The organism is Thalassospira sp. MCCC 1A01428 (assembly GCF_002115825.1).
Taxonomy (GTDB): domain Bacteria; phylum Pseudomonadota; class Alphaproteobacteria; order Rhodospirillales; family Thalassospiraceae; genus Thalassospira.
In genome coordinates, this window is sequence record NZ_JFJZ01000058.1 from 1 (window position 1) to 20515 (window position 20515).

Here is a 20515-nt window from a genome sequence, read left to right on the forward strand (position 1 = left end):
GCTCGAAGGGATCGACTGGCGGATGCCGCAACGCACATGGCGTCCGGAGATGGCGGGATAAGACCGAAAAAAAAAGCGGATATTTTTTAACCAGAACCGGCAGAAACGCTGGGGTTGAAGCCACATATTGGGGTCACTGCATAAAAGTGACATTATTGTCCGGTTCGCGCGAACGAACGGAGAACTTATGCGGCATCGCGAAGATCATTCTTCCGCAGTGGCCTGAGGCGATCCGGGCTGAGCGGCGGGTTCATGTTCCACAGGTAATCCCCGGTCAGTCCGACATGGGCCCAGCCAAGCGGCGCGATGTGTTTGATGATTTCGTCTGAGATGGCTATGCCGTTTTTCCTCAGATCAGTGATTGAGGCTTCCAGGTATTTGGTGTTCCACAGGATGATGGCGGCAACCAGGAAGTTGAGACCGGATGCTTTGTGGATCTGATGTTCATAGCTGCGATCGCGCATTTCACCCAGTTGGTTGAAGAAGACCCCGCGTGCCAGGGCGTTTCGGGCTTCGCCTCTGGCCAGACTTGCGCTGGTTCTTTTCCGCAATTCCAGGCTGCGCATCCATTCCAGGGCAAACAAGGTCCGCTCCAACCGTCCCAGTTCGCGTAGGGCGTTCGCGAGTCCGTTTTGCCTGGGATAGGCGGACAGGCTTTTCAGGATCGCCGATGCGGTGGTGGTCCCCGCCTTGATGGAGGTCGCCAGCCTGAGGATTTCGGGCCAGTTGTCAATAATGTGACCTGCTTTGATGGTGCCGCCGATGAAGGGTGTCATGATGGCCGGGGGCTTCATACCGGGGAGCAGATACAATTTGCGATCCTTGAAGTTTCGCAAACGCGGCGCAAAGCGGAACCCCAAGAGATAGCACAAGGCAAAGACGTGATCCGTCGCGCCGCCAGTATCCACATGATGCTCTTCGATTGCGACACCCGATTGATGGCGAAGCAGACCATCCAAAACGAAGGGCGCTTCGCTTTCAGTGGCGGTGATGACCGTCGAGTGGAACGGGCTGAACTGATCGGAGATGTGGGTGTAGAACTTGAGGCCTGGGGTGCGCCCGTATTTTGCATTGATATCCGCAGAGGCCTCACCGCGACCACCGGCCCGGAAGAACTGTCCATCTGAGGATGACGTCACGCCGTCCCCCCAGAGCTTGGCCAGCGGGAGTTCGCGGTGCATGTCGACCAAACAGGCTAAGGCCGCGGAATAGGTCTCTTCTCGCAAATGCCAATCATGCGCCCACGCGATTTGCCGGGCGGACAGGTTGTGGGTTGCTGCCGCCATGCGGGATACGCTCAGATTTACCCCGTCGGCCAGGACGGCGGCAAACAGCGCCTTTTGATCTTCCGCCGGTCTGCCCGAGCGATAATGGGTGAAGCACTCCGTAAATCCGGTCCAGGCGTTCACTTCCGTCAGCAGGTCCGGGATTTTGATCTGTGGCAATTGCCCATAAACCAGACGGCTCATGGCCGTGGCGGCGTCGGGTGTTTCGTCTTTGACCGGGGTAATGCTCAGAGTGCCACCCTGAATGGCGGCATCCGGGAGGGTCCCAGCTTCGGCCCGGGCCGCGACAATTGTTATCGCCTCCTCAATCTGCTGTTGTCGCTCTGCAAGATAGGATTCTGCATCCTCCGCAGCGGAGATTGGCAATGACCCCTCGGTACGCAAAATCTCGAAGGTGGCATTGGGAATGAGCCGATCATCGAAGTTGCGGCGCTGCCGGCTTCCTTCGACCCAGACATCGCCTGCCCGAAGCCGATCGCGCAATTCGAAGTAAACGCAAAGCTCGTATGCGCGCCGGTTGATCTCCCCCGGTGCCGGAAAGACAAATGGGCGCCAGACCTTCCGAATGAACCCGGTTGGCGGGTTGTCGGGCAGGCTGCGTTTGTTCGCCTCAAACATGATGCGCAAAAGATCTACCGCACGAAGAAGGCTGGCGGCACTTGCCGCACCTTTGAAGGAGAACGCCTTTATTATCAGTGGCGCAAACTGACGGGCGGTCTGATATTTCCCGATGAGCTCGGAGTATTTGTCGGGTTTTCCGCCTCCCAGGGCAGCTTCAATTGCGGATGTGGCACTCTCGATCTCATCCCAATTGGCCGTGTCGAGCATCCCGTTGAGATCGCCGGTTTGCAGGCGGTCCGTCAGTGCCTCACGGCAAAACACTCTGAGAGACTGCAAGGGGCGGATGATATCCATCAGGAGCTGGGACGCTTTGTCGGAACTTTGCTGTTCCGCCTTTCGAAAGCTTCGGCCCAACAATTTGTCGAACATATCCAGTGCAAGATCGGTGAGCTGTTCTTCAAGCCGAAAGCAGGCAGCCGACAAAACCGCCCACAACCGTGGCAAGGCCATACGCCTCAGGTTTTGCACCGTGATCCGCAAGCCTTCACCGGCGAGACTGTCGAGTGCCGATGCCGAGATGTTCTGCCGCAAACTGGTGGGCAGGCCGATCGCTCGAACCACCATTAGGCGTTCCAGAACAGCCTTGATGGACTTGGCGGACGCTGACTTGGGTGCCGCTTTCAGCCAGCTCAGCGTCGAAACCTCGCCCGATTCAGGGGGCGCAATCAATGCGCGCAGAGCATCGTGGTGGTCCGGATGCAGGTCCTGGGTCAGAGCAGAAATCCTGACATTTTCCGCGCGACGGATCGCGTGACGGACAATCAGTTCAACGGTACGGCGGGCCGGGACCAGGATACGCCGCCGCCTCAGTTCTTCGATCAGCGAAATCGCCAAAGGCTCCGCGCGCGGGTCTTCTCCTGCAGATGGTGTCAGCCAATGAACAAGCTCTCGCACAAGAGAGTTTGTGAAAGCCTGGTATCCGAACCGGGCCATGATTTGCCCGATATGTTCTCGTCGCGTCTGCGGGCGCTGATCATAGATCGCCAGATCGGAGGCGCTGGCATCAACCTGATCTGCGAGAAAGGCCAACATCACGTCGTTGGGTTGTTCTCCAACCTCACGAACCCGCCCGGGATGACGCAGATAAGCCAATGACACGGCATAGCCCAGACGGGCAGCAGCGGTTCGTTTTCTGGCAACAGCCTCGATCTCATCCGGGGTGAGCGTACAATGCATCGCAACTTCTCGATCCTCCGAGGGCGGTACCATCAGTCGAGACCAAAAACCTTCCGTCAATAGTTGTCGCCGTGCCATGAAATATCCTTCTCACATGCATGTCCGTGAAACGCTCGTTTGGCGGAACCTCCTGTTCCGTCCGCCAATATGGCTTGACAGCGGGAAGGCGGACAAGTTGATTGAAGGACGGGAAAACGGACAAGGCTATCTTCATGGCACTGATTGGATATACGCGGGTTTCGACCACAGAACAAAAGCTGGAACCACAGGTGGATGCGCTCAAAGCCGCGGGCTGCGAAACCGTGTTTGAAGATGTCATTTCCGGTGCCAAAGCAGACCGCCCGGGCTTGAATGAAGCAATGGCTTTCCTGCGCAAGGGCGACACGCTTGTCGTCTGGAAACTCGACCGCCTGGGCCGATCCATGAAGCACCTGGTGGAAACGGTGACAAATCTCGGAGACCGTGGCGTTGGCTTCAGATCGCTGACCGAAGGCGTGGATACAACAACCACCGGCGGCACGTTGGTGTTCCATCTGTTCGGCGCGCTCGCCCAGTTCGAACGTGACCTCATTATCGAGCGCACACAGGCCGGACTAAAGGCCGCCGCAACACGCGGCAGAAAAGGGGGGCGAAAGCCTGTCGTCACGCCTAAAAAGCTGGAGCAGGCCAGGGCCCATATCAGCGATGGATTGACCGTCCGCGAGGCCGCAGCCCGCCTCAAAATTAGCAAAACCAGCCTCTACAACGCTCTCAGAGACCAAAAAACCGGCTGAAGACGTAGATGTTCCTCTAAAGTTCTTACGAACCGGACAATAATGTCACTTTTATGCAGTGACCCCTGCTGCCGCCGCATTCTTCTATTCCCCCTCGCAGTCGCCTCAACAGGCCCAGGCTCCCGGTTCGACCGCCCAAGAGACCGGGACACAACCCAAACAGAACGGCGGCCAATTGGTTCGCTTCCACTCACCAGTGTTCGGTCCGGCGCAGGCTCCAGTGACCATCGTCGAATTCTTCGATCCTTCGTGCGAGGCATGCCGCGCCTTCCACCCCTATATGAAGCAGATCCTCGCCGAGAACCCGGAAGATGTACGTCTAGTGCTGCGCTATGTACTGTTCCATCAGGGTTCGGAAGAAGTGGCGCGGATGCTTGAGGCGGCGCGTAAGCAAAATCTCCATGAAAAAGTGCTGGAGGCTGTGCTGGAGGCCCAACCCGGTTGGCACGACGACCCCAAGGTAACGCAGGCATGGGCTGCTGCAGAGCGCGTCGGTTTGAACTTGGAACAGGCCCGCCAGGACATGCATACGCCTGGCGTCAACGCCGTGCTGGAAACGGACATGCAGGACGTTAAGGCCGTTGGGGTTCGTGGCACGCCGACTTTTTTTGTCAATGGTCGTGCGCTCAGCGAGTTTGGCCCGGAGCCGCTGCGCCAGTTGGTGAGCAGCGAAGTGGCCAAGGCACGGGAATGACACTATGAGCGCGCTGGAAAACCGCGTGCCACCGCTGCTCGTGGCAGGCCTGATCGCTGTGCTGATGGGTTTGTCGGGAACCAAATTGCCGGGTTTCGAACTGGCATGGACCGCGCGCCTGACCTTCGCTTTGCCGGTACTGCTCCTGGGGCTCGGCGTGTGCCTCGCCGGCGTCCTGTCGTTTCGCCGCGCGCGTACTACGGTTAATCCATTGCAGCCGCAGCAGGCTTCGGCATTAGTGGAGGCTGGCATCTACCGGTACAGCCGCAACCCCATGTACTTAGGCTTTGCCATTATCCTGGCGGCTTGGGCGCTGGTCTTGGCTTCGCCTCTAACCCTGCTTGGCGTGGTTGCTTTCGTGCTGTACATGAACCGTTTCCAGATCACACCCGAAGAGTGGGCGCTGGAAGCACTGTTCGGCGAATCATTCGCCCGCTACCGTGCACGAGTCCGCCGCTGGCTCTGAGCGTCGGCGGCGGTAGCGACTGGCGGGGCTTACTCGTCGCGGCAGCCTGCTGAAGGTGCCACGACCTAGCCTGATCTCCTCGTGGCGAGCTACTTTGGCCACATGCCGTTAGCATTTCTAAGGTCAAGGGCATAGCGCCAACGAGTGACGCACGCGAATTCGCTCCGTTGATATCGAGCTAACTGTCAGGTGACAGCGGTAAAAGCAAAGCAGGGCGGTTGCAGGATCTGAGTGCAACACGGTTATTGAATTGAAGCGGGAGCATCATGCCGCATCACCACGGCTTCTTGCATCACTTCGCCCATCACCTCGATCGGGCATTTGAAGTCGAAGCGTTTGCGCGGTCGCATATTCAGTTGCAAAGCGATGGCGTCCAGGGCTTCCTGACTATGCACCGACAAGTCCGTGCCCTTGGGCAGGTACTGGCGGATCAGTCCATTGATGTTCTCATTGCTGCCGCGTTGCCAGGGGCTGTGCGGGTCGCAGAAGTAGATCGCCACCCCGGTCCGCTGGGTGATCTCGGCGTGCCGCGCCATCTCCCGGCCCTGGTCGTAGGTCATGCTCTTGCGCACCGCCAGCGGCATGCCATTGAGCGCCGCACTGAAGCCCTCCAGCGCCGAGGTCGCCGTCGCGTCGGCCATCTTGATCAGCATCAGGTAGCCGCTGGTACGCTCCACCAAGGTGCCCACCGCCGAGGCATTGGCCTTGCCCTTGATCAGGTCGCCCTCCCAATGGCCTGGCATCAGCCGGTCTTCGACCTCCGGCGGGCGCACGTGGATGCTGAGCATTTCAGGGATCTGGCCGCGCCGATCGACGCCGCCAGAGCGCGGCCTGCGACTCGTCTTGCCCTGGCGCAGGCAGATGATCAGCTCCTTGCGCAGGCCACCGACCGGCAGGGCGTAGATCGCGTTATAGATCGTCTCGCGGCAGACGTAGGCCTCTCTGAGGCTGGGTATGTTCATGCTGCGCAGCTTGCCGGCAATCTGCTCGGGAGACAAACCCTCACGCAGCATATGGACGACCAGCTCGAAGCGCTCACTGCCCGGCAGCAGCTTGCACTGAGGCCTGCAGACCTGGCGGCGGACCTGCATCTGCTGCTGGGCAGCACAGGCCTGGTAGCGGGTGCCAGGGGCCCGGTTGCGGCGCAGCTCCCGGCTGATGGTCGAGGGGGAGCGGCCGAGCATCCGGGCAATTCGCCGCTGGCTGAAACCTTGGGCAAGGCCGAGTTGAAGGGTCGCACGTTCGGGGATACTGAGTTCGTGATAGGACATAGTGGCAGCACCGTACCGGAAAGGTCAGGTGTTGCACTCAGTTTTTGCGGCCGCCCAGGCTTATGCTTCGCTGCGATGATTGTCGGCCTGCCTGGTGTCGATACAAACACTGCCGTCTAGCTCCATTTCAAGTGTCGAGTGGCTGACTTTGAATTGCTCATGGAGTACTCGTTTTAAATCGGTCTTCACTCGTTCGATATCAGGCAGACTAGCCTTCTTTATGACAACGTGGGCTTCCAATGCAATTGTATGTTCCGCGATTTCCCAAACATGTACGTGGTGAACACTCTCAACATCGTCTACTTGCTCCATGACGTTGATTATATCGGCGATGGAAACTCCTTCTGGTGCGCCCTCCATCAACAAGTGAATGGTTTTAGGCAGCATGCTAAAGCCCTGCCAGAGCACGTAACCAGCAATCATCAATGTCACTACAGTATCCGTCCAGTACCAGCCGTACAGAAGAATCAATGTCCCGGCGACAACAACGCCGACGGAGGCTAGTGCATCCGATACATTATGCAGGAATGCCGCCTTTATATTCATGCTGTCCTTAGACATTGTGTAGGTGAGCAAGGCCGTGGCGATATCTACAATCAAGGCTATTCCCGCCACCACGACCACTGTCCAACCCTCAATAGGCTGAGGGGAATATAACCGACCTATAGCCTCGTAAATAAGGTAGAGACCGATGATAATCAACGAGACCAAGTTGATTAAGGCCGCTATGGTTTCACTGCGTCGGTAGCCGAAGGTTTTAAAAGCATCCGGCGGCCTGCGACCGATCTTACGCGCGATTAGCGCAATAACCAGTGATGCGGCATCGCTCAAATTATGTAGCGCGTCAGCTATAAGCGATAAGCTGCCAGAAAGTATTCCTCCAACAACTTGTGCCAGAGTTAACGCAGCATTAACGCCAATGGCAGCGATTAAACGCTTATCGCCTATGGCTTCGGTGTTATGGTTATGTTCGTGGGCCATTGGTTTTTACCGCTCCTAAAAAATAAAGTAAGACAAGGGTAGGAAAACCAAACGACCGCCCATAATAGCTAATTAGGCAATACTAGTGCCTATACCATCTGGCCTTCCAAACCACACTGACAAAAAACGCGACCACCCTCGAGCGAGTTCGTGCGTTATCGTTATAAACCTGCCGATAACTGGCCGACCCTGCTCCGATCAGAAGACCATCACTGAACAGGTCAATGGACACTGCGATATAGATCATCCAGACACTTGTCTGACTGTTGTCTTCCTGCTTGCCTCGTCGCGTGTAGAGAGACTCCACGAACTTCTCGATACCTGTGTAGGCGATACCATACCACCCAATGCAAAAGCAACGGCTATTACCCAGCCTGAAAGGTTATCTAGTGCACGTGGCATGATTTCAACAGCCACTACAGCAATTACAAGGCCAGCGGCCCCATGAAGAGCGTAGTTGAGATGGCGTCCTGTGACTCGAGATACCTCCGCGGCAAGACCACCACTAAAGTTCCCCAAGGCGGGAAATAGCGCTAGACCGAGGACCAGCCAGATACTATCCATCATCCTTCTCCCTTTATTAATTCCTGGGAGCGCCAATTTGAAACCGCAATCTTTCGCTACTCGTTGTTGTTCCGGTCTGACTTGGATGTTAAGGATTGTAACGATAGATAGCGAAACACAACCTTATCCATTTGTCCGGCTCACATCGATTTTCATTGCCAAAGCCAAACTCATACCATCAGCAAATGAGATAAGACAGTTGCTGCCAGATCGCTATCATCTCCGCGAAATCAGACTCTAAATTGGAGTGACTGCCGGAGACATTGATAATGGTTAGGGCGTTGCTATTCTTCTGATCTGGAAACGGTTCTTTCTGGCAAACCGTTCGGGCGTCCATATCACTTCGTCACAGTCACAGTACCTGTCTGATTTTGGGAACGGCTATGTCCCTTGACTCGTGAAAATCGATAACGCCAGCGAAAATTCCATCGGCGTCATAGACGAAAACACCTGCGGTATGATTCATCGTATAGCCGTTTTCTGTTGGAACTCGTTCGTATTTGGCCCGAAAAGCCCTTGCCGCTTTATCGATTTCATCAAGAGGACCGGTATAACCTTTGATGGAGGGATGGAAATTACGAACATATTCGGCCATTGCCTGAACGGTATCTCGTTGAGGATCGACCGTGATGAAAACCGCATGCAACCGCGAGGCATCCTCTCCGAGTTGTTCGAGCCAGCGAGTTATGTCGGATAAGGTCGTCGGGCAAATATCGGGGCAATATGTGAACCCGAAAAACACGAGTGTGGGGCTACCGATCCAATCTTCCGGGCCGACTTTCCTGCCGGAATGGTCTGTCAGTTGAAAATCCATCTCAGAAAAGGGAAGAGGCAAAGCGCTGATGCGTGTTTGACGCTGAGGGGCAGCTGGTCCATCCACCCGCCACCATCCCGTCAGCAAAGTTGCTACGAGCATGCTGACCGCTCCAGCAGCAGTCCAAACCATCTTACGCCTTGAGACAGGCATCGTTTACTCCTCTAATATGGCGTTAAAATGGGTTCTGTTTTCCAGCCTAACTGGAGTTTTTACGTGCAACATCCGTTCTTTTTCCAAGGTCGGGTAAGAGCAAGCACAATGCCCCGATCGTAATGAAAACATCTGCGCTATTGAAAACGGGCCAATGGTATTGACCAACGTAAAGATTAAGAAAGTCTGTCACTGCATCGTCATAGAGACGGTCTATGAGATTCCCTATGGCGCCGCCAATGATCAAAGTGATGCCGATGATCTCGTTCATCCGTTGCGCCCGCCAGAGCCAAATAATCAGGACACCGACGATTCCAATCGCCAGGCCAGATAGAACGATGGGGCCCCAACGACCAAGGTCATCAAGAAGACCGAAACTGACACCTCGGTTGAAGACGAGGACGAGATCGAAGAAGGGCAGGAGAGGAATACGGTGCGGCGGATCCATGATGATCGTCTCTACGGCCCACTTTATCGTCAGATCCACTACCGATAAAAAGGCGGCTCCCGCCAAGGAAAAGACGAATACAGGCAACTGCAACGGATATTTGCGGTTCTTATCCATTGCCTCATCCCTCTTCCAGGATATAGGACTCATCCTGTGCTGTATTTTTCGGAGCTTTGATTTTCAGATCCTGCAACAATCGTTTAGCGGTCCGCCGGAACCGTGCAAGCTCGTCATCTGTCAGTATCTGTCGTGAGGATAGCTCAACGGTCATCGGATTTACCTGCTTACCGTCTTGCATAACCTCGTAGTGCAAGTTAGGACCGCTGACCAGGCCGGTTGCGCCGACATATCCTATGACTTCGCCTTGCCGAACACGGCGCCCCTGCTCAACGTTGTCCTTGTACTTGCTGAGATGAGCGTAAGCTGTGGAGTATCTGTTATCATGCCGGATACTGATATATTTCCCAAAACTTCCTTTGCGTTTCAGCTGGGTAACAATACCATCTCCTGCTGCGAGCACCGGCGTCCCCCGCGGGGCAGCAAAGTCTAGACCTTTGTGCATCCGTGTGTAACCGAGCACAGGATGTTCTCGCTGGCCAAACAGCGATGAAAGTTGTCCACCATCAACCGGGGTCTTTATCAGGTTCGTTTGAACGCTGTTACCTTTAGCATCGAAGAAGCCGGTAAAGCCTTCTCTGGTTTTATATCGGAAGTAGCTCAGTTTACGGTCGGCGAGGGTAACAGAGACGTAACTTAGCTTCCCGGGATGAGCTTGCTCATAATCGCCATCATCAAATCTTTCATAGCCCAGCGCGAAGCGATCACCTTCGCGAATATCGCGTTGAAAATCGACGGCCAGCCCCATAACATCATATAATTGCAACAGAATAGACTGTGGTACTTCTTGTTTGCGTACTGCTTCGTAAAGACTGGTATCCACCACGCCTGAAACAGATATCAATCTGGCGGAATGTTTGATTTGTTGGGTTTGTGCATCAAAACTATTGGAACTGGTGCGCTGGACAAAAATCAGACGATCTGTCTCGGGTAGCAGAGTCAAATTTTCGAGGCGGCGTTCTTTCGCTTTTTCGGAGACTATACTGACAATCAAATCCAGTCTTTGCCCCACCTTTAGCGTACGGAGGTCAATCAATCCCTTCAGCCTGTTTATAGCCGCATATGCTTCGCTAGTGGGAATGCCGGCTTCGGTCAGCACGCCCAGCAGCGTATCCCCGGGGGCCAGAACCAGAGGTATGGTCATTTTGGTCGCCTCTTGCCGGATGGATGTCTGTTCTGGACTTGTATCTTCCCGCTGGGCATGATCAGTATCAAGGAACGCTGCGGCGGATGCCGACACATTCTGTTCTTTGATGTCCGGGTTTCGGGAAAAAGGCCACTCCAAAAGCATTATGATTGCCGTGATCCCCATAACTCCAAAACCGGTTAGACCATATACTTGAGTAGGCATCATTCCTCAGGCCCTGAAGCACCCAGACTGTAGATTGGAACCGACACGTTTACCCGGCCTGCCTTCTCGAAAATCAAGGTCATTGGAAACCGTTCACCTTCTACCAACGCTCTTTGCAACCCAATGAGCATTATATGCAACCCTCCAGGAGCCAGTTTAACAGCATCCTTCGCGGGTATTTCCACCGGACCAGCTGGCGACATTGTGGAAACGTTATCATTGGTCTTTATCTCATGAACTTCCGGCATGCTGGAAATTTCGGTTTCAATGCCGGTCAATACGTCGGCTGATGATCCTTCGTTTCTGATCGTGATATAAGCAGCTGATGGGCGAGATGTACCAATAGAAGCGCGGGCCCAAGGTGCTTCAACAACCAGATCTCCACCCCTAACAGACTCAGCAGTCGCCGGAAATGCAAACAGAAGGAATAACAATGACGAAAGAGTGTTGAATAAAACTCGAGACATAGTGAACCTCATAATCTCTGTTGGACGTCTGCTGCAATTTTTTCCGGAGACGTTCCGTAGCTGTAAGTACGGACAAATACACCTTCTGGCGAAATCAAATATACTGCGGAAGTGTGACCCATGGTGTAGCCATCCGGAGCAGTTTCCTGTGGCAGCTTCTCGAAAAAAGCCTTGAAAGATTTAGCCGTCGCCGTGACTTCAGTCTCGGTCCCGGTTAACCCCACGATGGACGGATGAAAAGCAGAGACGTATTCTGCCATTGTTTCTACCCGGTCTCGTTCAGGATCAATTGAAATAAACAACGGTTGGGTCTTTTGGGCGTCCGGGCCAAGCAGGTCCATCAATTGTGCAAGTTCACCAAGTGTCGTCGGACAGATATCCGGGCAGTTGGTAAACCCGAAAAAAACCAGAAGCCATTTGCCACGATAAGTTTGCTCCGTGACGGCATTTCCCTGGTGATCGGTTAGCGAAAATTCCGGACGAAGTGTGTCCGTGTTTTGCGATAACTCACTCACAAAACGTTGATTGCTACCCTGCGATGTGTACAGCCAGAGAAAGGCTGCCGATGCAACGACGACAGCTCCCCAAAGGGTAAGGCGTACAGTTTTCAATTTTTTTCCACCTCTGCCTTGACCAAATCATTCAGTTGTTGAGCACCGAACTCTGTCAGCGGCTTCCCGTTCACGAAGAATGTTGGCGTCTTGTTCACGCCGACTGCGCTGACATCCATCGCATCCATGTTCATCGTTCCCACAATATCGGGCATTTTCGCATCCGATTTTGCTTTTGGGATATCAAGACCTGTGCCATCCAGAACTGTCCACGCGCTATCCGCAGGTCTTCCATGGGGCGCCCATCGAGGTTGAGTTTCCATGAGGCGTTCAAGAACCGGTTCAAATTTACCCTGCAACCGAGCGGCTTCAAGAATACGAACGGCTTCCTCCGATGTTGGGTGAAACGCCGCATATCGAAGTATCAGGCGCACCTTGTCAGGATACGTCGACATGATTTCCTTGACGACGGGATAAAATGCCCGGCACGCTTCGCAGGCAGGGTCAAAAAATTCGACAATGGTAACTGGCGCGTCATCAGGGCCCAGCATAGGAGCGTGCGGTCGCACAAGTGGCGCGCTGTTTGCGTCCGAAGGTAAAGGGGGCGACAGGTTGTCACTGACAGGTTGATAAAACATCGCGCCGACGGCAAAAGCACCAAGAGCGACGACGGCAGTACCTGCTACAAAGGTTCGGCGGTTCATGTCGAGGCCTTTCTGAATGGAATGGTGAGCAAAAGAATAATTGCGGCAAAGGCAGCGACCGAAAGAAACGGTAACGGCAAAGCTCCGAACAAGGTCTGCTCATTTCCGGTACAGGACGGTCCTCCTCGTGAACAGGGTTGCACCGTCTCAGGTATAATTCCCAAAAACAAAAGACTGTGCCACAGAGCTACAAGGCCTCCAATCACTGCTATCGGCAATGCATAACGGCGAACTGCGTTGTCAGACAGGTAGGCAGCAATACCTAGTATAATGGTGAGGGGAAACATTGCGATGCGCTGGTACCAGCACAGAACACACGGTGTCCGTCCCATGATCTCGCCAAGGAATAGCGCGACAAGAGTAGATACAAGCGCGACTAACCAAGCCATATAGAGAGCGTTTTTTTGTGTTTGCACGGTAGGCATCTGATCATTTGTCCTAGTCGGCAGAATCAGTTTCAACGGAATATCGGCTTTCGCGAACTGCCTGCGTAATAATCTGCAACGCTGACCAAAGGAAAATCCTGGTCGTTACGCCAGCGACGACCAAGTCCGGCCATGCGGTGCCTGTAACAAAGACGCCGCTGGCTGCTAACAAAACGGCAACATTTCCAATAGCGTCGCGGAAACCTTCTGACGCACCCTAGAATTTTGGTTCGTTATCATCGCAGCTGGCAGATATGATTGTCTCAAAACTCTTTGATACATTCCCAATTCTCACGAAAGGTACTATCTCTAGTAGCTATAGGTTCAAGGAGAAAATAAGAATGATGAACTTGCTCACAATCGGCCGCGCGGCTGAAGCCGTCGGTTGCAAGGTGCAAACAATTCGGTATTACGAGCAGATTGGCCTTTTGCCATCTCCATCCCGATCCGGAGGCAATCAACGACTGTATGACGAAGAAGCAATCAGACGGCTTAGTTTCATTCGTCATGCGCGAGAGCTTGGCTTCCCATTGCAAACCATTCGGGATTTGATAAGCCTTGCTGACAATCCCGAATACTCGTGCGAGGCAGCGGATGCGATAGCAAAAAAACAGTTGGAGGATGTTGATCGGCGTCTAAAACGACTTCAGGCGCTTCGACGCGAGCTTGAGCGTATGGTGGAGCAATGCAAAGGAGGGCGGATTGCAAATTGCCGAGTGATAGAGACGCTTGGCGATCATACTCTGTGCGAAGCCAAGAATCATGACATACCTAAAGTTTGACCATGACAATTCCTTGCAAAATCACTCTTTGCGATGTCGCTATTGATTGATACAGGCTGTAAGAAGTTCTGCAGCTATTCCCTTATTGATTGGTGTGATATGACATTCGTTTTCATTAGCGAGGTTAGGTGTCAGTAATAGGAGCGTTTTCCGGTCTAATCGTCAGTGGCACATAATGTGATTTCACGGCGATGATTTCGATCTGGCGGTTATTAATCTGATCTCGTTCGCAGATAAAGTGGCTTTGGCACACGTGATAAAATCACTTAATCTGAACCAGAAATGCGCGATGAGTGCGAGTTTGGCCGCCGATAAGTGCAATCCTCTACAGTTATCTGTCGCCACCAAATGGCTGCAGCCATTGAAGCATTGTAGGTGTTTAGGGCAGGGGTCTACGGTGAAGCTGTTAACGCAATAACCATAAGGCGTTGCATGAAAGCCGTCCGCTTCAGCACTAAGAAAATCGAAAGCCGCTTGGTCTCCACGCTCTTTTTGGATTTTTCTGAATGTCCCCACAATCGGTCCCGAGACTTTTCCCGACTGAATCATAGCAAAGACCGTTTTGGATCTTTCCGGAAGCTCTTGTGCTTCTGGTGGAAGATCAATCGCAGAAAGCTCTTCAGCTAAAGTTCGATGGTCATACTCATAGCTTTGGGCAACACTTTTGCGATTGAAGCGCTTGGTAATGATTGCATCGGAAATTCCAAGCCGGAAGAGTTCAGTGTTTTGAAGATGGCGAAGTGAATGACTTTTCAAGCCTAGCTGACGATCTTCTTCTGTTTCGCCGTAACGAGCAAAAATTCCATGTTTGCTTGGTGCTAGGTGTTTCGCAACGTCTTCCGATGTAACTCTCCCCACAGAAAAATACAGGTTTACATCACAAATACCGTCATTCCGCGTTTCCGCCAGTGCACGCTTTGGGTTAAGAAACAGGAACTCATGCGCCTGAATTGAACGGCCATCAGCCAGCTTGATAGGTTCCGTATCAGATGCTTTGGTTGGCATTGTCTTCCTTACTAGGGCCTCAATCTCCTTGACCTCTGCCAAATCACCAGGCTTTAACTTCGGCCATCCTTCTTTGGCTTTTCTTATCCAGTAAAGATAGACAGCGTTTATGAATGCGTCTCCCGAACAAACTTGTTTGTGTGCTATCTCTCTGAGCACACTTGGATTGAAGGTGCCGCTGTATTTTTGAATTAAATGCTCTGGAATAGCTGATACTCGAATTTGCGGATTTCCTGTCAACCTTGTGTAGAGCTCGTAAGCTGGCAATATCGAGTTAGCATCTAAATCGGGAAAGACTCTGCCGGTTAAAGTCTGAAGTTTTAACCGTTCCCGAAGAGGTTTTGTGACACGCACAACCTCGTCGAGCGTCTCTTCCAATATCTTCTCAAACATTGTTGGAATATGTTGAACCGCCTCATGCAACAGCACGCTGTGCTGTTCTCTACCAGTTTGCTTTTCGGCAAAATGTCTCAACATCAATGTTCGTGAAATGCCCCCACATTCTCCGGCTGGCCGGCTGTCGAAATCGACGTGGTCTATGGTTCTCTTCCAGTCTGCAGGAATAGAGGACACTTCCCCAATACGCAAACCGCACAACAAAAGAACCTTTAATTGAGAAAATCTAATAAAATCGGAGAAAGTTTTTGGTTTCTCCGTAAAGACAATTCTCACTAACTCCCATAATGCCCGGCTTTCCGGTAACTTGCGGCCGTTTCTTCTTTCTGACAGTGTCTTTCGAACTTCCGGTCTAGGCTGGTTCGCTCTCAACTCTTTTCGACTGCTAAAGAGATGATAGAAGGGACCACGATCACAAAGCTGTTGCGCATCAAATATCAATCTGATGTTGCTGATGATTAGTTCTCTCAGTTTTCCAGATTTTTGAACTCGGTCAGCTATATCGCAGGCAGTTCTTACATCCTCTACTGATATTGCCCAAGGTTCCGCCCCGGAGGTAATCAAAGTACAAGTACCCAAAACTCGAAGTGGCCGTACTATCTGTCCTGCGACATGTGCAGGCGTGTTTCTTTGAACGCATAACTGCTGTATCGCTGCAGCTTTGATCAAGTCTTGCCAACTTTGGCTCAAAGGCACCTTTCCAGATACATATCCTTCAATCTGACTAAATACCTTAACCGTATTATCGTCGTACCCTAGATCTCGCAACCAATGCACAGGAGGTGGAGTAGCACCTGCAATTGCAGTAAGGTTCCATGCCTCATGCTTGGGTATCATCCCAGTTTCGTCGCCTGCCACCCCCCACTTGATACCTTTTTGTTCTGCATGATGTTTCCCAAGTGCGACAAATGTTGAGAAAAATTTATTCATGTTCAGAACCTACTTCTTCGCTGGGAATATCGACAATTATTTGCTTTATCGCTTCCAATGTTGTTTTGAGCTGAACAAAAGCAGGTGACTGATTGTCACCTTGAGATGCGTCAAAAAAGAATCTGACCACTTGCCGAAGATTATCAAGCACTGTCGAATGCACAGAGTGCTCGCTAACTGGTAGAAACTTGGGGCAAGTGTAGCAAGAGAGAGCAGGGTGCTTTGCACACATTGACTGGCCTATGCCGCAAGCACCAATGCCAGAAATAGGAATCCCGTGGGGAACTCCTCCCACTTGTTGATCAGCAGGCATCCTGAGCAGCTTCTGCTTATCGATGGTCTTGGTTTTAGCAACTTCAGAAATCGCACTGTAAATTGGAGATACCGCAAGCGCTTGGTTAAGTTTCTCAGCTTGAGTTGGTGAAGCCTCAAAATAAATGAGAGAGGTGTTAGTATGAGAGTGGCCAAGAAATTCCGCCACTTCTTCCGCATTAGCTCCACTGTCTACCAATCGTTGGGCCGCAGTGTGTCGGAGGGATGTCGCTGTACGTCTAACGCCGGTGATTTCTTCTGTAGCATCGCCAATAAGAGCAATGATTGCAGACCGTTCAACTGGAAACAACTTAGTATTTTTTGCTTTCTCCGACTGTTTCCAGACCGGAGCATGCTTTCGTCGAGTTAGATACTCAACCAAAATAGGCGACCATTCTCTCTTCACTCTTCTACGAAACGCAAATCTATCTTCGGGATTACGTTTCTTCGCTCGATGAGCTTGGAAATGGGCAATTTTTTGTCCGTCGACGTCCTCGAAAATCTTAAACTCAGCTAAGTTTAATCGGCAGATCTGCACCGGTCGAAGACCATGTTGGTAGCTGATACATAGCAAGCTTGCCTTTAGTAGTTCTGCATCGTTTAACTTTTTGCTTTTGGTCGCCATTTCATCGAGAAAATAGATAATCGCTGTCTCTTCTGTCGTAGTTAGAATTGCTTCTCCGCTTAGAACTCCGTTGGAGCCAATCAGGTAATCGACAGGGAGGAAGCGGATAAAATCCTGTTTATCTGTGCAAAAATGGCCGATGGATAACTCGCAAAAGAAGTTTAATAGTAGCTTTATGGTTAGAACACTCACCTCTGTAGAACCGTTACGCCACGAGCAATCCCAATGTAGTTTCCATTCCTCAACCGGCATATCAATTGCCTTGAGAAACCAAATCTCAGACTGGATCTCCTTGATAACCAGAAGAGCTCCAAAACATCTTGCTGCGTATCCTGGAGCATTGCGCCCAAGTAACCAGAACATGAAATGTTTCAACAAGTAACGTACGTCCAGATCCTGGAAATTGGCGAAGTTCATGTTCACTCTTGCAGTGTCAAAATTTACCTGCCAGATGTCGCTTTCATAAGGTTTTTCGATAGCTCGCCAGTCTTCATCGTATTCGTCCACATAACGAATATGTGATGGAAGGTTGGGAAGTTTTCGGATGTGTTCGCGAACCAAAGTATCCCAATCAAATCCAAAGCTCATTTGGCTAGTCATGAATATGCTTCCGATAATCAGTACGATGTTGCCGAAGATAACTGACGGAGCATCGTCACGCGCTCGTCAAACTGTGAGTTCCAAACCGAATTCAACCGATCTTCAAAAAACGCTCTCGCGTAATGGCGAGGCATGTCTGAATTTTTTGACCATCCAAAAAATACTCTTAGGTTTTGCAGAGCAATTTCCATCTCCAACCCATAATCGACAAACTGACGAAGTCGGAAAACCGCGCACGTATGACGGCAATCATGCGGCGTCACTTTTTCTACGCCTTGGCGGGAATACAAATCGCGTTTAGCGGTGTTCGCCAAAACAGCCGAAAACCGGTCAAAAATCACATTTATACTTGGAACTGATAGAGGTTGCTTCCGGTTCGATGCGAACATGAAACTGTGGGGTTGGCGCCCTCTATAATTGTCCAAGTAAAATTGAATGAGCTGGGAGAGCGAACGAGATAGCGGTATTTGGCGATGTGAGAGGTCAGTTTTGATTCCAGGGGTTAAGAATCTTGGATCCTCAATCTCGTATTCATTGTCAGTAACATTAATCCAGTATCTGTGATTGGCAATTGTCTCGTCCCAATCCTGTTTAATCGCATCAACAGGGAGCACGAGTGCTTCTGAGCGGCGAATACCCTGATGTAGATACAACAGGAACAGAGAATAATTGCGCCAACGATGAGATTCAGATCGAAATGGATTTCGCTTCGATAGCGGGTCCGCAATTTCATACAGATCCTCGATGACACTAGCGGGTAGGGCGCGTACAGGCCGCCTGCGAGGGCGTCGTTTTACATTCAGGCTCGCATAAAGGCGTTCAATTCGTTTAATTCTCTGATTGAGATGGTTAAAGGAAATGTCAGAGTTTTGATTTTGAACTTGATTTCGGATTAAGATCTCGCGGACAAATTCGAAAGCTGTTTTCCAGTTCCGATTATAGTTGGATTTGTTTCCACGACCGGCATCATTACGAAGCGATATGAAATATGCTTCGAGACAGCTCTCAATTTCCGAGTACTTGCTTTCGAAAAGCAAGCTATCTAGGCAGTCTTCATCCATTAAATCCGCGACAAAGCGATAAAGTCGATCGATCGCTGAAAACTTGCCTGAGAGGGTGCTTTTCCGCAGTGCGTTTCCATGCAATGCCTCCCACACGGTTGGCCAGTAACGAGGGAGACCGCGCGTATCCGTGACGACGATAGAATTGAAATCGGTAGGTAAGTTTGGAGAACGAATGTGTTGAACTGTCATAACGATTTGTAAATACGACAGAAAGTTTATTGCAACCAATAAAAACGCCATTTGAACGCGCTCAACGCAACACACCTGAAATTAGACTGACACGTTATAATATATCTTATGGAAAATGAGAGCGACAGCTGCAGCTGGTCGGCGACATGCTACGTGAAAAGGTCCGGGGCGACATTCCTCGTATCGCCAACGGGAGTTTTCTAGCCGCCCATACCCGCCGATGACCTCCGGGCGCTCGTCAACGACATGCTCGTCGGGCTTGGCCGTTGTCGCAGCCGTTCATAGGCACATAGGCGCGATCGGTCCATGTTGTCCGACCCTGCCAGAACGCTATTCGTCCAGATCGCGTGCAGACCGGTCAGGCTCATTGCATCGCGAACTTCGGTGCGGATTGCCGCCTGCCGACGCGTTTTCTTGAAGACGGCTTCTGGCGGCCCGCGCCACTTCTGCAATGGCCTGCCCGCTCCGTTCCGCGCTGCCTCCCGTGTGGACCATGCTAACGCGGCTGTTTCGGCCCGCCCTGTCAGCGTCACGAAAACGCTCAACGACAGGAGTTTCCAATGCAGCACGACATCTCTTCCCGCAACTCGATCTTCCAAGGCGACTGCATCGATCTTATGGCCCGAATGCCCGTAAGCATCCGGTGAGGGCCGCAGGCACGGCGGATCGCGGCTATGGCTCAGGCGGTTTCGCTGGAGGACACCGGCGTTTTCCAGTTCCACGGCAGTAGTTCGGGGAGCTGGCCCTGGGGCATGGCGGCGATGCGCGCCAGGACGTCGGCGAGCCAGGCCTGCGGGTCGACGTCGTTGAGCTTGGCTGTAGCGATCAGCGTTGCCATGGCGGCAGCGCGGTCGGCGCCGCGCTCGGAGCCGGCGAAGAGCCACGCCTTGCGGCCGAGGGCAAAGCCCCGGAGCGCCCGCTCGGCCGCGTTGTTGCTGAGGCAGATCCTGCCGTCCTTGAGGAAGCCGGCGAAGCGGTCCCAGCGCTTCAGCATGTAATCCATCGGTTTGGCGACGGCGGCCGATCGCGACAGGCGGGCGCGTTCCTCCCGTAGCCACGCCTCGAGGTCTGATACGAGCGGCGCGCTCACCTCCTGTCGCACCCGCAGTCGCTCCGCCGCGTCGAGGCCGTTGATGGTGCGCTCGATGTCGAACAGCGCGTCGATGCGCCGGACGGCCTGCAGCGCGACCGGCGAGATGACCGGCGCTCGGCCGTCGCGCCGGACCCGCGCGGCGATGTCGGCGAGTTCGAAGAACGGACGCCGCGCGTGCGCCCAGCACAGCGCCGGCGTGACCGCGCCCTCGGCGCGCGACGGATCGTAGAGCGTGTTGTACCCGCTGTAGGCGTCGGCCTGGAGAATGCCGGCGAAGCCGCGCAGATGGCGCTCGGGGTGCTCCTGCCGCCGATCGCGCGAAGCATAGTAGAGCGCGGCTGGAGGCGCCCTCCCGCCGAACGGCCGGTCGTCGCGGACGTAAGCCCAGATGTGGCCGGTGATCGTCTTGCCTCTGGCGAGGATCGGCACCGTGGTGTCGTCGCCGTGAAGGCGCTCGGCGGCCAGAACATGCGCCTCGATCAGGGCATGGAGCGGTGCGAGGGCGACCGTCGCGGCACCGACCTGGTCGGCGAGGGTCGAGACCGACAGGTCGATCCCCTCGCGGCCATAGCGCTCGCTCTGCCGGTTCAGCGGCAAATGCTGCCCGAACTTTTCGAACAGGATCGTCGCCAGAAGGGTAAGCGTCCCCTCACGGCT

The 20515-nt window shown here is 53.0% G+C and carries 18 protein-coding genes; 4 read left to right on the forward strand and 14 right to left on the reverse strand.

Annotated elements, in window-relative coordinates; all coding sequences use genetic code 11:
* Positions 1 to 185: 185 nt before the first annotated feature.
* Positions 186 to 3161, reverse strand: a complete 2976-nt coding sequence (locus THS27_RS23550; protein ID WP_085595086.1) for a Tn3 family transposase — start codon at positions 3159 to 3161, stop codon at positions 186 to 188.
* A gap of 134 nt (positions 3162 to 3295) precedes the next feature.
* Here THS27_RS23550 and THS27_RS23555 point away from each other — a divergent pair, with 134 nt between their 5' ends.
* From THS27_RS23555 to THS27_RS23565, 3 genes are all read left to right on the forward strand, one after another.
* Entirely contained in the window at positions 3296 to 3856 is a 561-nt protein-coding gene (locus THS27_RS23555; protein ID WP_085595088.1) for a recombinase family protein, read from the forward strand.
* Between the two features lie 196 nt (positions 3857 to 4052).
* A complete protein-coding gene (locus THS27_RS23560) occupies positions 4053 to 4550 on the forward strand; it encodes a thioredoxin domain-containing protein (protein WP_256376834.1) in 498 nt (165 codons plus the stop codon).
* Positions 4551 to 4554: 4 nt separating this feature from the next.
* Complete coding sequence (locus THS27_RS23565) at positions 4555 to 5016, forward strand: isoprenylcysteine carboxylmethyltransferase family protein (RefSeq protein WP_041013797.1); 462 nt, start codon at positions 4555 to 4557, stop codon at positions 5014 to 5016.
* A gap of 242 nt (positions 5017 to 5258) precedes the next feature.
* Here the strand turns inward: THS27_RS23565 and THS27_RS23570 are convergent, their stop codons facing one another.
* From THS27_RS23570 to THS27_RS23615, 9 genes are all read right to left on the reverse strand, one after another.
* The gene (locus THS27_RS23570; protein WP_011711660.1) at positions 5259 to 6287 is read right to left on the reverse strand and encodes an IS30-like element ISShes10 family transposase; all 1029 of its coding nucleotides are present in this window, start codon (positions 6285 to 6287) and stop codon (positions 5259 to 5261) included.
* A 60-nt stretch (positions 6288 to 6347) separates the two neighbouring features.
* Positions 6348 to 7268, reverse strand: coding sequence for a cation diffusion facilitator family transporter (locus THS27_RS23575; RefSeq protein WP_003463565.1), 921 nt, complete (start codon positions 7266 to 7268; stop codon positions 6348 to 6350).
* 916 nt (positions 7269 to 8184) lie between these two features.
* Positions 8185 to 8748: an SCO family protein gene (locus THS27_RS23585; RefSeq protein WP_231959657.1), complete on the reverse strand. Its 564-nt coding sequence runs from the start codon at positions 8746 to 8748 to the stop codon at positions 8185 to 8187.
* 97 nt (positions 8749 to 8845) lie between these two features.
* A complete protein-coding gene (gene lspA / locus THS27_RS23590; RefSeq protein WP_158586145.1) occupies positions 8846 to 9364 on the reverse strand; it encodes a signal peptidase II in 519 nt (172 codons plus the stop codon).
* A 4-nt stretch (positions 9365 to 9368) separates the two neighbouring features.
* The gene (locus THS27_RS23595; protein ID WP_062956588.1) at positions 9369 to 10718 is read right to left on the reverse strand and encodes a M23 family metallopeptidase; all 1350 of its coding nucleotides are present in this window, start codon (positions 10716 to 10718) and stop codon (positions 9369 to 9371) included.
* Positions 10715 to 11182, reverse strand: coding sequence for a copper chaperone PCu(A)C (locus THS27_RS23600; protein WP_062957281.1), 468 nt, complete (start codon positions 11180 to 11182; stop codon positions 10715 to 10717). The genes THS27_RS23595 and THS27_RS23600 overlap by 4 nt, the downstream gene beginning before the upstream one ends.
* Before the next feature lie 8 nt (positions 11183 to 11190).
* Entirely contained in the window at positions 11191 to 11793 is a 603-nt protein-coding gene (locus THS27_RS23605) for an SCO family protein (RefSeq protein WP_062956589.1), read from the reverse strand.
* Entirely contained in the window at positions 11790 to 12437 is a 648-nt protein-coding gene (locus THS27_RS23610) for a thioredoxin domain-containing protein (RefSeq protein WP_062956590.1), read from the reverse strand. The genes THS27_RS23605 and THS27_RS23610 overlap by 4 nt, the downstream gene beginning before the upstream one ends.
* Complete coding sequence (locus tag THS27_RS23615) at positions 12434 to 12862, reverse strand: disulfide bond formation protein B (RefSeq protein ID WP_062956591.1); 429 nt, start codon at positions 12860 to 12862, stop codon at positions 12434 to 12436. The genes THS27_RS23610 and THS27_RS23615 overlap by 4 nt, the downstream gene beginning before the upstream one ends.
* Positions 12863 to 13212: 350 nt before the next feature.
* Between THS27_RS23615 and THS27_RS23620 the strand changes: the two genes are divergently transcribed.
* Complete coding sequence (locus THS27_RS23620) at positions 13213 to 13644, forward strand: helix-turn-helix domain-containing protein (RefSeq protein WP_062957282.1); 432 nt, start codon at positions 13213 to 13215, stop codon at positions 13642 to 13644.
* A gap of 183 nt (positions 13645 to 13827) precedes the next feature.
* Here the strand turns inward: THS27_RS23620 and THS27_RS23625 are convergent, their stop codons facing one another.
* The 4 genes from THS27_RS23625 to THS27_RS23640 all read right to left on the reverse strand — a co-directional run.
* On the reverse strand, positions 13828 to 15975 hold the full coding sequence (locus THS27_RS23625) for a hypothetical protein (protein ID WP_085595092.1): 2148 nt from the start codon (positions 15973 to 15975) through the stop codon (positions 13828 to 13830).
* On the reverse strand, positions 15968 to 17512 hold the full coding sequence (locus THS27_RS23630; protein WP_085595094.1) for a site-specific integrase: 1545 nt from the start codon (positions 17510 to 17512) through the stop codon (positions 15968 to 15970). The genes THS27_RS23625 and THS27_RS23630 overlap by 8 nt, the downstream gene beginning before the upstream one ends.
* A gap of 17 nt (positions 17513 to 17529) precedes the next feature.
* Positions 17530 to 18816 (reverse strand): tyrosine-type recombinase/integrase, encoded by a 1287-nt coding sequence (locus THS27_RS23635; RefSeq protein ID WP_085595096.1) that lies wholly within the window; start codon positions 18814 to 18816, stop codon positions 17530 to 17532.
* A 628-nt stretch (positions 18817 to 19444) separates the two neighbouring features.
* On the reverse strand, positions 19445 to 20515 hold a 1071-nt coding region (locus THS27_RS23640), incomplete at its 5' end, for an IS66 family transposase (protein WP_139835723.1).

What these genes read in the sequence shown, in the direction of transcription:
- THS27_RS23625 (WP_085595092.1), bottom strand. Translation starts at nt 15,975, where the DNA reads ATGAATAAATTTTTCTCAACATTTGTCGCACTTGGGAAACATCATGCA.
- THS27_RS23635 (WP_085595096.1), bottom strand. Translation starts at nt 18,816, where the DNA reads ATGGCGTTTTTATTGGTTGCAATAAACTTTCTGTCGTATTTACAAATC.
- THS27_RS23615 (WP_062956591.1), bottom strand. Translation starts at nt 12,862, where the DNA reads ATGCCTACCGTGCAAACACAAAAAAACGCTCTCTATATGGCTTGGTTA.
- THS27_RS23610 (WP_062956590.1), bottom strand. Translation starts at nt 12,437, where the DNA reads ATGAACCGCCGAACCTTTGTAGCAGGTACTGCCGTCGTCGCTCTTGGT.
- THS27_RS23595 (WP_062956588.1), bottom strand. Translation starts at nt 10,718, where the DNA reads ATGATGCCTACTCAAGTATATGGTCTAACCGGTTTTGGAGTTATGGGG.
- THS27_RS23565 (WP_041013797.1), top strand. Translation starts at nt 4,555, where the DNA reads ATGAGCGCGCTGGAAAACCGCGTGCCACCGCTGCTCGTGGCAGGCCTG.
- THS27_RS23555 (WP_085595088.1), top strand. Translation starts at nt 3,296, where the DNA reads ATGGCACTGATTGGATATACGCGGGTTTCGACCACAGAACAAAAGCTG.
- THS27_RS23585 (WP_231959657.1), bottom strand. Translation starts at nt 8,748, where the DNA reads ATGCTCGTAGCAACTTTGCTGACGGGATGGTGGCGGGTGGATGGACCA.
- THS27_RS23630 (WP_085595094.1), bottom strand. Translation starts at nt 17,512, where the DNA reads ATGACTAGCCAAATGAGCTTTGGATTTGATTGGGATACTTTGGTTCGC.
- THS27_RS23600 (WP_062957281.1), bottom strand. Translation starts at nt 11,182, where the DNA reads ATGTCTCGAGTTTTATTCAACACTCTTTCGTCATTGTTATTCCTTCTG.
- THS27_RS23570 (WP_011711660.1), bottom strand. Translation starts at nt 6,287, where the DNA reads ATGTCCTATCACGAACTCAGTATCCCCGAACGTGCGACCCTTCAACTC.
- THS27_RS23575 (WP_003463565.1), bottom strand. Translation starts at nt 7,268, where the DNA reads ATGGCCCACGAACATAACCATAACACCGAAGCCATAGGCGATAAGCGT.
- THS27_RS23550 (WP_085595086.1), bottom strand. Translation starts at nt 3,161, where the DNA reads ATGGCACGGCGACAACTATTGACGGAAGGTTTTTGGTCTCGACTGATG.
- lspA (WP_158586145.1), bottom strand. Translation starts at nt 9,364, where the DNA reads ATGGATAAGAACCGCAAATATCCGTTGCAGTTGCCTGTATTCGTCTTT.